General features: G+C 66.0%; 7 protein-coding genes. 2 read left to right on the plus strand and 5 right to left on the minus strand.

The features are described from left to right. Positions 1–93: 93 nt before the first annotated feature. From K675_RS0113560 to K675_RS0113570, 3 genes are all read right to left on the minus strand, one after another. Positions 94–1,194: a DNA alkylation repair protein gene (locus K675_RS0113560; protein WP_017904057.1), complete on the minus strand. Its 1,101-nt coding sequence runs from the start codon at positions 1,192–1,194 to the stop codon at positions 94–96. Positions 1,195–1,206: 12 nt separating this feature from the next. Further along, complete coding sequence (locus tag K675_RS0113565; protein ID WP_017904058.1) at positions 1,207–1,803, minus strand: cupin domain-containing protein; 597 nt, start codon at positions 1,801–1,803, stop codon at positions 1,207–1,209. Positions 1,804–2,252: 449 nt separating this feature from the next. Then, on the minus strand, positions 2,253–4,214 hold the full coding sequence (locus K675_RS0113570; RefSeq protein ID WP_017904059.1) for an FAD-dependent oxidoreductase: 1,962 nt from the start codon (positions 4,212–4,214) through the stop codon (positions 2,253–2,255). A 207-nt stretch (positions 4,215–4,421) separates the two neighbouring features. On the opposite strand from K675_RS0113570, the gene K675_RS0113575 reads away from it, so the two are divergent. Further along, positions 4,422–5,477 carry an ABC transporter substrate-binding protein gene (locus K675_RS0113575; RefSeq protein ID WP_017904060.1) on the plus strand — a complete coding sequence of 352 codons (1,056 nt, stop codon included), beginning with the start codon at positions 4,422–4,424 and terminating at the stop codon, positions 5,475–5,477. An 89-nt stretch (positions 5,478–5,566) separates the two neighbouring features. Then, positions 5,567–6,352, plus strand: a complete 786-nt coding sequence (locus K675_RS0113580; protein ID WP_017904061.1) for a class II aldolase/adducin family protein — start codon at positions 5,567–5,569, stop codon at positions 6,350–6,352. A 141-nt stretch (positions 6,353–6,493) separates the two neighbouring features. Here the strand turns inward: K675_RS0113580 and lpdA are convergent, their stop codons facing one another. Then, positions 6,494–7,882, minus strand: a complete 1,389-nt coding sequence (gene lpdA, locus K675_RS0113585) for a dihydrolipoyl dehydrogenase (RefSeq protein WP_017904062.1) — start codon at positions 7,880–7,882, stop codon at positions 6,494–6,496. A gap of 2 nt (positions 7,883–7,884) precedes the next feature. After that, positions 7,885–8,611, minus strand: a 727-nt coding sequence (locus tag K675_RS0113590) for a dihydrolipoamide acetyltransferase family protein (RefSeq protein ID WP_017904063.1), incomplete at its 5' end; no start/stop codon positions are given.

Below are 8,611 nucleotides of genomic sequence, written 5' to 3' on the forward strand. Positions count from 1 at the left end.
AGGGCCGCGAAACCCGTAGGAGCGCGGCTTGCCCGCGAATAGGCCCGTGAACCTTGCCCAATACCAGGGGACTTTCTACAGGTGCCAGGTGAGTCAGTCGAGAATGTCGAAGCCGCTGCCGCCCAGGCGCTCGCCGTTGATCAGCAGGTGCACGGCGTGGTGGCCGCTGTAGTGGCGACGGGTGGTGAGTTCGCGGATGTGCTGGCGGCGGCTCAGGGTTTCGTTGGCGCCAGGGGCCAGGTGCAGGGTCTTGAGCTTGAAGACCTTGGTCGAGGTGCCGCCCGAGGCTTTCACGTAGTCGATACCGTAGTCGATCACCAGCTTCTGGCTGCTCGGTGCGGTGGACACCAGGGTGAAGGACAGGGTGATGCTCTCGCCCAGGCGAATCTGCGCCGGCTCGACCTTGAGGTCGCGGACCTCGACCTGGGCCCTGGCTCCGGCGCCCATCAGCGCCAGCGCGCGCGGGTGGCCCTGCTTGATCAGGCTGCGCAGCGCATGGCGGACGATCCAGGCGGTACGCGGGTCGTCCAGCGACCAGCCCTCGAGCAGGTCCAGCACCCAGTCGGGATGTTCCTTGGTGATGTCGTTGAGGTGGTTGGCGACCGATTTGCGTACGTACAGGCTGTCGTCGCACTTGAGCTGGTCAAGAATCTCCGCCGCCAGGTTCGGGTCGGCCTGGATCCGCGCCAGCCGGAACGACCACGGCAGGCGCGGCCGCGAGCCTTCGCTGGCCAGCCGGCGGACGTGTTCGTTGGCGTCCCGCGACCAGGCCTTCATCACCGCCAGGGTCCGCTCGAAATCGCTGAGCAGGAAATGCCGCACGGCGAATTCGGAGGAGCCGAAGGCGGTGAAGTACTTCAGCGCGTCCATCGACAGCTCGAAGTCATCAGCACCGTAGCGGGCGACGTAGTGCGGCAGGCTGATACTGACGAAGCTGCTGTTCAGGCGCGGGGCGAGTTGGCGCAGCACCTCGATCGACTGTCGATAGTCCAGCGGCAGCACCGCGTGCAGGCTTTCACTGACCCTAGTCAGGCGCTGCATGATCGACAGTTCTGCCAGGCCGTCGTGGGTGAGACGTAGAAACTGGGCGCTGTCGAACGCGGGGTACACCGCCTGCATCTCGCTGGCGATATGGTGCAGGCGTTCGCTGTTGAAGATTTCCTTCAGGGCGGGGGCGGCGTGTTCGGTGCTCATGGAGGGGGCTGCCTAGAAGGTGGGTGGGGTGATGACCCAGATGATCACCGCGTCGACGTCGCCGGGGTTGCCGTAGCGGTGCGGCTCCTGGCTGGAATAGCTGAAGCTGTCGCCTTCGGATAACTGGAAATGGCGGTCGCCGACCCACAGCTCGAAGCGGCCGGAGAGCAGGTAGCCGGCTTCTTCACCGTCGTGACTGTAGCTCTGCTGGCTGTAGGTGCCTGGTGGGAAGCGCGAGTGGAGGATTTCCAGCTGGCGGTTGGGCTGCGGGGTCAGCAACTGGTCGACGATGCCGTCCTCGTAGTGCACGCTCAGGCGGCTGTTCTTGCGCACCACGTAGCCGCTGTCTTCGGGGGCGGTGGTGGTCTCGCTGGCGAAGAACCACTGGATGGTCACGCCCAGGCTGCGGGCGATGTTGAACAGGGCCGGGATCGACGGGTAGGCGAGGTTGCGCTCCAGCTGGCTGATGTAGCCGGCGGTGAGCTCGGACTGGCTCGCCAGTTCGGTCAGGGTCATGCCACGGCGCTTGCGCAGGCCGCGAATGCGCGTACCGAGAAACTGCGGGCCGGCGGCGCTGTTGTCGCCGGCGGGCGTGGGGGCGTTGCTCATGGCCTGCTCCGGTCCTTGAAAGGGGCGCAGTATAAGGGAGTTGGTGGTGGTAGGGAGAGTGGGCCTGGCCAGGAGCTTGAGCCCGCCCCTGGACTTGTGGTGAGCGGGCTTGCCCGCGCTGGGGCGCGAAGCGGCCCTAAAACCGCCGGCCGCGATTCACCCGATAACAGGCGCCCGCGGGTTCTGCGACTGCTGCGTCGCCGAGAGCGGCGATCCGACGAGCGCTTTCGCCACATCGGGTCTCAACCCGAACGCGGTGCCCGTTCATGGCCGCTGCCCACTGCTGCCTAGTGTCCTGTACGGTTAATTCGAATATTCAAATTCGGGCCCGGGGGGTTGCCAGGCAAGGCGCCATGACGAGTCGTAGCAGGGCTACGGCGAGGAATGGCAACGCAGCCTGGCGAAGCCACGGGCCCGGAGTTGAGTATGCGAATTAGCCACACAGCACACTAGAGGTTCCAGGCGACCTTCAACCCCTCGTAGATCGCTTCCTCGACCGTACGTGGCGCCAGGCAGTCGCCGATGCGCTGGAAGTCGACCAGGCCCTGCAACTGTTCGCCCAGGGTATCGACCGGCTGGTGCCCCTGACACAGCACCAGGGTGTCGACCTCCTCGAACAGCATCGGCTCGCCGCTGGCGGTGTGTTGCAGGTACACGGTGTTGTCGTCGCAGCCGTAGAGGCGGGCATAGGGGGTGATCGGGATGCCCAGCTTGTGCAACTCGCCGGCCAGTTGGTCACGCACATAGAACGGCAGGTTCTCGCCGCAGTGAGTGCCGTTGACCGCCAGTTGCACCGAGTGCCCGGCGCGCACCAGTCGCTCGGCAATCCCCGGGCCGATCCAGTCGCAGCGCCAGTCGACCACCACCACCGAGCGGCCGATCGGCACTTCATCGCGCAGCACCTGCCAGGCGTCCACCACCTGCAGCTCGCCACCGCGCTCGAAGGCCGGCCAGTAGGGTTCGGCACCGGTGGCGACGATCACCTTGTCCGGCCGCTCGCGCTCCACCAGCGCCCGGTCGACCCGGGTGTTGCGCACCACGCGCACCCCGGCCAGCTCCATTTCGCGCTGCAGGTTGGTGCTGGCCCCGCCGAACTCGCTGCGGCGTGGCAGCAACTGCGCCAGCAGCACCTGGCCGCCCAGTTGCGAACCGGCCTCAAAGAGCGTCACCTCATGCCCTCGTTGCGCGGCGACCGCTGCCGCCTTCATCCCGGCGGGGCCGCCGCCGACCACCATGATCCGTTTGCGCGCGGTGGTCGCCAGCAACTGCCCGTAGTGCAGTTCGCGGCCGGTTTCCGGGTGCTGGATGCAGCTGATCGGCAGGCCCCGGTGGAAGTGGCCGATGCAGGCCTGGTTGCAGGCGATGCAGGCACGCACGTCCTCGGCGTGGCCGCTGACGGTCTTGTTCGGCATTTGCGGGTCGCAGATCAGTGCGCGGGTCATGCCGCACACGTCCGCCTGGCCACGGGCGATGATCAGTTCGGCTTCCTGGGGCTGGTTGATCCGCCCGGTGACGAACAGCGGAATCGACAGCCGAGCCTTGAAGGTAGCGGCTTCCTTCGCCAGGTAGGCCGGCTCGATCGCCATCGGCGGCACGATGTGCACCGCGCCGCCGAGGGAGGCCGAGGTCCCGGCGACGATGTGCACATAGTCCAGCTCGCCCTGCAGTCGTTCCACGGCGGCCAGCGATTCGTCCTCGGTCATGCCTTCGGCGTCGCGCTCATCGGCGGAAATGCGCAGGCCGATGATGAAGTCCGTACCGGTCGCCGCGCGAATGGCGGCGATCACTTCGTGGAGAAAACGCAGGCGCTGGTCCAGGTCGCCGTTGTAGGCGTCGGTGCGCCGGTTGACCCGTGGATTGAGAAATTGCGCGGGCAGGTAGCCATGGCTGGCGACCACTTCCACGCCGTCGATACCGGCCTGGTGCAGGCGTCGGGAAGCCGAGGCGTAACCGGCGATGATTTCGTCGATCATCGCCTGGTCCAGGGCCCGGGGCATCACCCGAAAGCGTTCGTTGGGCACGCACGAGGCCGAGTAGGCGACGGCCAGTAGCCCGTCGCTGGACTCCATGATCTCCCGCCCCGGGTGAAACACCTGCGACAGCACCAGCGTGCCCTGGGCGTGGCAGACCTCGGCCAGCCGCCGGTAGCCGTCGATGCAGGCGTCGTCGGTGGCCATCAGCACATGCGAGGTGTAGCGCGCACTGTCGTGCACCCCCGCCACCTGCAGCACGATCAGCCCGACACCGCCTTCGGCCCGTGCCTGGTGGTAGGCGACCAGTTGGTCGTTGACCCGATTGTCGGTGGGCATGGAGGTGTCGTGCCCGGTGGACATGATGCGGTTCTTCAGGCGCTTGCCACGCAACTGCAAGGGCTCGAACAGGTGGGCAAAGGCGGTCGGGGACGACGACATGGCGACTCTCCAGGCGACCCGGAATCACGGCCGGGTGGTTGTTATTATGTGGCTATAAAAATTTACCTTCAGTAAAAAATCAACTTGTTTTTTTACTGGTCCTTGCGTAGCTTCAAATCACGCCTGTTCAGCGGGCGTACCTCATAAAACAAGAAAATGGATCGTCGCGGGCGGCCTGCCCGGGCGATACCGCACGAGGATTCATCGATGAAATCGAATGCCTGCAAGTACGGTTCTTATCCCTTGTTTTCGCTCCTGGCCCTGGGCCTTGCGCTGGGCTGTGCCCAGGCCGCCCAGGAGATGGTGGTTGTCGGCTACGGTGGCGCCGGGCAGAAGGCCCAGGACACGGCGTTCTTCAAGCCTTTCAGTGCCAGGGACGGCAGCCAGCTGATGCAGAGCGAGTACAACGGTGAAATGGCCCGGATCAAGGTCATGGTCGACACCGGCAGCGTGGACTGGGACGTGGTGCAGATCGAGGGACCGGACCTGGCCCGCGGTTGCGACGAGGGCATGTACGAGCGCCTGGACTGGAAGCAGTTGGGCCATGCCGACCAACTGATTCCCGATGCCGCGCAGGAATGCGGCTCGGCGGCGCTGGTGTGGAGCGTGGCGCTGGCCTACGACACCGACAAGCTGGCGCGGGCGCCGACCTCCTGGGCGGACTTCTGGGACGTGAAGACCTTCCCCGGCAAGCGCGGCCTGCGCAAGCGCGCGGTGTACAACCTGGAGTTTGCCCTGCTGGCCGACGGGGTGAAGGTCGAGGATGTCTATTCGGTGCTGAGCACGCCGCAGGGCGTGGACCGTGCCTTTGCCAAGCTCGACCAGCTCAAGCCGTACATCCAGTGGTGGGAGGCCGGGGCCCAGCCGCCGCAATGGCTGATGGCTGGCGACGTGGTGATGACCTCGACCTACAGCGGCCGGGTGGCCTCCGCCGCGCAGCAGGGCAGCCACCTGGGCCTGGTCTGGCCGGGCAGCCTGTACGGCATGGACTACTGGGCGATCATCAAGGGTTCGAAACACGTCGACCAGGCCAAGCGCTTCATCGCCTTCGCCAACCAGCCCGATGCCCAGGTCGATTACGTCAAGCAGATTCCCTACGGCCCGACCAATACCCTGGCCGCCGCCCGGCTCGACCCGGCATTGGCGAAATGGGTACCGACCGCACCGCAGAATCTCGAGGGCGCCTTGTCCATGAACGTCGCTTTCTGGGTCGATCACGGCGAAGAGCTCGAAGAGCGTTTCAATGCGTGGGCAAGCAAGTAAAGTAGTCGCTGGCTGGTGTCACCAACCCGTGCCGGGCGCTGCCGTGGTGCCCGGCCCATTCCAATTCCCTGCCTGTAGGAGTGATCCGCTTGAATGACCTTCTGCACACCGCTGCCGCCCCGGCAGCCATCGAACGCCAACTGCGTGAACAACTGGCGGCCTGTTATCGGCTGATTGCGCATTTTCGCATGACCGACCTGATCTTCACCCACATCTCCCTGCGCCTGCCCGGGCCGGAGCACCATTTCCTGATCAACCCCTATGGGCTGATGTTCGATGAGATCACCGCCTCGAGCCTGGTGAAGATCGGCCTGGATGGGCGGGCGGTCGAGGCATCACCGTATGCGGTGAACCCGGCCGGCTTCGTGATCCACAGTGCGATCCACGGGGCCCGCGAGGATGCGCAGTGCGTGCTGCACACCCACACCAAGGCCGGTTGCGCCGTGGCCGCGCTCAAGTGCGGGCTGTTGCCGGTGAACCAGATTTCCATGGAGTTCTATGGCCGCACCGCCTATCACGACTATGAAGGCGTGGCGCTGGACATGGATGAGCAGGCGCGGCTGGTGCAGGACCTGGGCGACAAGTCGGTGATGATCCTGCGCAACCATGGCCTGTTGAGCGTGGGCAAGACGGTGGCCGAGGCGTTTCTGCGCATGTACTACCTGGAGAAGGCGTGCGAGATCCAGGTCACGGCGCAGGCCTGTGGCGAGCTGGTGTTGCCGTCCCATGAGGTGTGCGCGCACACCGAGCGACAGTTCAATGATCCGGGGCGGCCGGTGGAGGAGGGGCAGTTGACCGACCCGTATGCCATGGAGCTGGCGTGGTCGGCGATGTTGCGGTTGCTGGAGCGGGTGGCGCCGGGTTACCGCGATTGATGAGTTTGAGCTCTCGGGCCCTGTTCGCGGATGAATCCTGCTCTCACAGTTTTGCGGCGCTCACAATGTTTGTGGTTACCGCGATGCCTTGTGGGAACAGGATTTATCCGCGAAAGTGCCCTTGAGTCCTACCTGTATCTGTCAGATATGCAGCGCATGCCCCAGCGCCTTGAGCGCCGCTTCCTGCACCGCTTCACCCAAGGTCGGATGGGCATGGATGGTCCCGGCAATGTCTTCCAGCCGCGCGCCCATCTCCAGCGACTGCCCAAACGCCGCCGCCAGTTCCGAAACGCCCACGCCCACCGCCTGCCAACCGACGATCAGGTGATTGTCACGCCGCGCCACCACCCGCACGAAGCCGCTCCTGGACTCCAGCGTCATGGCCCGTCCGTTGGCGGCGAACGGGAAGCTCGCCACGAGGCAGTCCAGTCCGGCGGTCTTGGCTTCCTCCGGCGTCTTGCCGACCACCACCAGTTCCGGATCGGTAAAGCACACTGCCGCAATCGCGGTCGGGTTGAACTCGCGGTGCTTGCCGGCGATCAGCTCGGCGACCATCTCGCCCTGGGCCATGGCACGGTGGGCCAGCATCGGCTCGCCGGTCAGGTCGCCGATCGCCCAGACGTTGCGCATGCTGGTCTGGCAATGGCTGTCGACGCGGATCGCCGCCCCGTTCATGGCCAGCGCCAGGGTCTCCAGGTTCCAGCCCTGGGTGCGTGGCTTGCGACCCACCGCCACCAGCACCTGGTCGGTGGCCAGCGACAGGCTTTCACCCTGCGGATCGCGCACCTTGAGGCAGTTGCTCGCCGCGTCGAAACCTTCGACGCTGTGCCCCAGCAGCACGTTGATGCCCAGTGCCTTGACCGATTCGGCCACCGGCTGGGTCAGCTCGCGGTCGTAGGTCGGCAGGATGCGGTCGCGGGCCTCGACCACCGTCACCTCGGCGCCGAGCTTGCGGTAGGCGATGCCCAGTTCCAGGCCGATGTAGCCGGCGCCGACCACCACCAGGCGCTTGGGAATCGAGGTCGGCGCCAGCGCTTCGGTGGAGGAGATGATCGGGCCGCCGAACGGCAGCATCGGCAATTCCACGGTCTGCGAGCCGTTGGCCAGCAGCAGGTGTTCGCACTGCACGCGGACACCGTCGACGTCGACGTTCTTGCCGTCGATGATCCTGGCCCAGCCGCGCAGGACTTCGACGCCGTTCTTCTTCAGCAGGCCGGCGACACCGGTGGTCAGGCGGTCGACGATACCGTCCTTCCATTCCACGCTCTGGCCGATGTCCAGGGTTGCCTGCGCCACCTGGATGCCCAGCGGCGAGCGGCCGCCGCTATAGGCCTGGGTGGCATGGAACTGCTCGGCGACGTGGATCAGCGCCTTGGACGGGATGCAGCCGACGTTCAGGCAGGTGCCGCCCAGTTCCTGGCCTTCCACCAGGACGGTCGGGATGCCCAGTTGCCCGGCGCGAATGGCCGCGACATAGCCGCCGGGGCCGCCGCCGATGATCAGCAGGGTGGTGCTTTGGATCTGTTGCATGCTCACTCCACAAACAGGCAGGCGGGTTGTTCGAGCAGGCCGCGAATGGCCTGGATGAATTGCGCCGCGTCCATGCCGTCGACCACGCGGTGATCGAACGAGCTGGACAGGTTCATCATCTTGCGCACGACGATCTGGCCCTTGATCACCACGGGCCGCTCGACGATGCGGTTGACGCCGACGATCGCCACTTCCGGCAGGTTCAGCACCGGCGTGCTGACGATGCCGCCCAGGGCGCCGAGGCTGGTCAGGGTGATGGTCGAACCGGACATTTCCTCGCGGGTCGCCTTGCCGCCGCGGGCGGCCTTGGCCAGCCGGTTGATCTCGTCGGCCGTGCTCCACAGGTCCAGGCTCTCGGCGTGGCGCACCACCGGCACCATCAGACCGCCGTCGGTCTGCGCGGCGACGCCGACGTGCACCGCGCCGTGGCGGGTGATGACCTGGGCTTCGTCGTCATAGCGCACGTTCATCTGCGGGAACTCGCGCAGGGCCACGACCATCGCCCGCACCAGGAACGGCAGCAGGGTCAGCTTGCCACGGCTGTCGCCGTGCTTGTGGTTCAGGTGCACGCGCAGCTCTTCGAGCGCGGTGACATCGACCTCCTCGACGTAGCTGAAGTGCGCGGCACGGCGCTTGGCGTCCTGCATGCGCTGGGCGATCTTGCGGCGCAGGCCGATCACCGGGATCTGCTCCTCGTCGGTACGCCGGGCGTAGCGGCTGGCGCTGCTC

Origin of the sequence: Pseudomonas fuscovaginae SE-1 (genome assembly GCF_000364705.1) — a bacterium.
GTDB classification, from domain to species: domain Bacteria; phylum Pseudomonadota; class Gammaproteobacteria; order Pseudomonadales; family Pseudomonadaceae; genus Aquipseudomonas; species Aquipseudomonas fuscovaginae_A.

Coding starts and splice junctions, on each gene's coding strand:
- K675_RS0113560 (WP_017904057.1), bottom strand. CDS start 1,194: ATGAGCACCGAACACGCCGCCCCCGCCCTGAAGGAAATCTTCAACAGC.
- K675_RS0113565 (WP_017904058.1), bottom strand. CDS start 1,803: ATGAGCAACGCCCCCACGCCCGCCGGCGACAACAGCGCCGCCGGCCCG.
- K675_RS0113570 (WP_017904059.1), bottom strand. CDS start 4,214: ATGTCGTCGTCCCCGACCGCCTTTGCCCACCTGTTCGAGCCCTTGCAG.
- K675_RS0113575 (WP_017904060.1), top strand. CDS start 4,422: ATGAAATCGAATGCCTGCAAGTACGGTTCTTATCCCTTGTTTTCGCTC.
- lpdA (WP_017904062.1), bottom strand. CDS start 7,882: ATGCAACAGATCCAAAGCACCACCCTGCTGATCATCGGCGGCGGCCCC.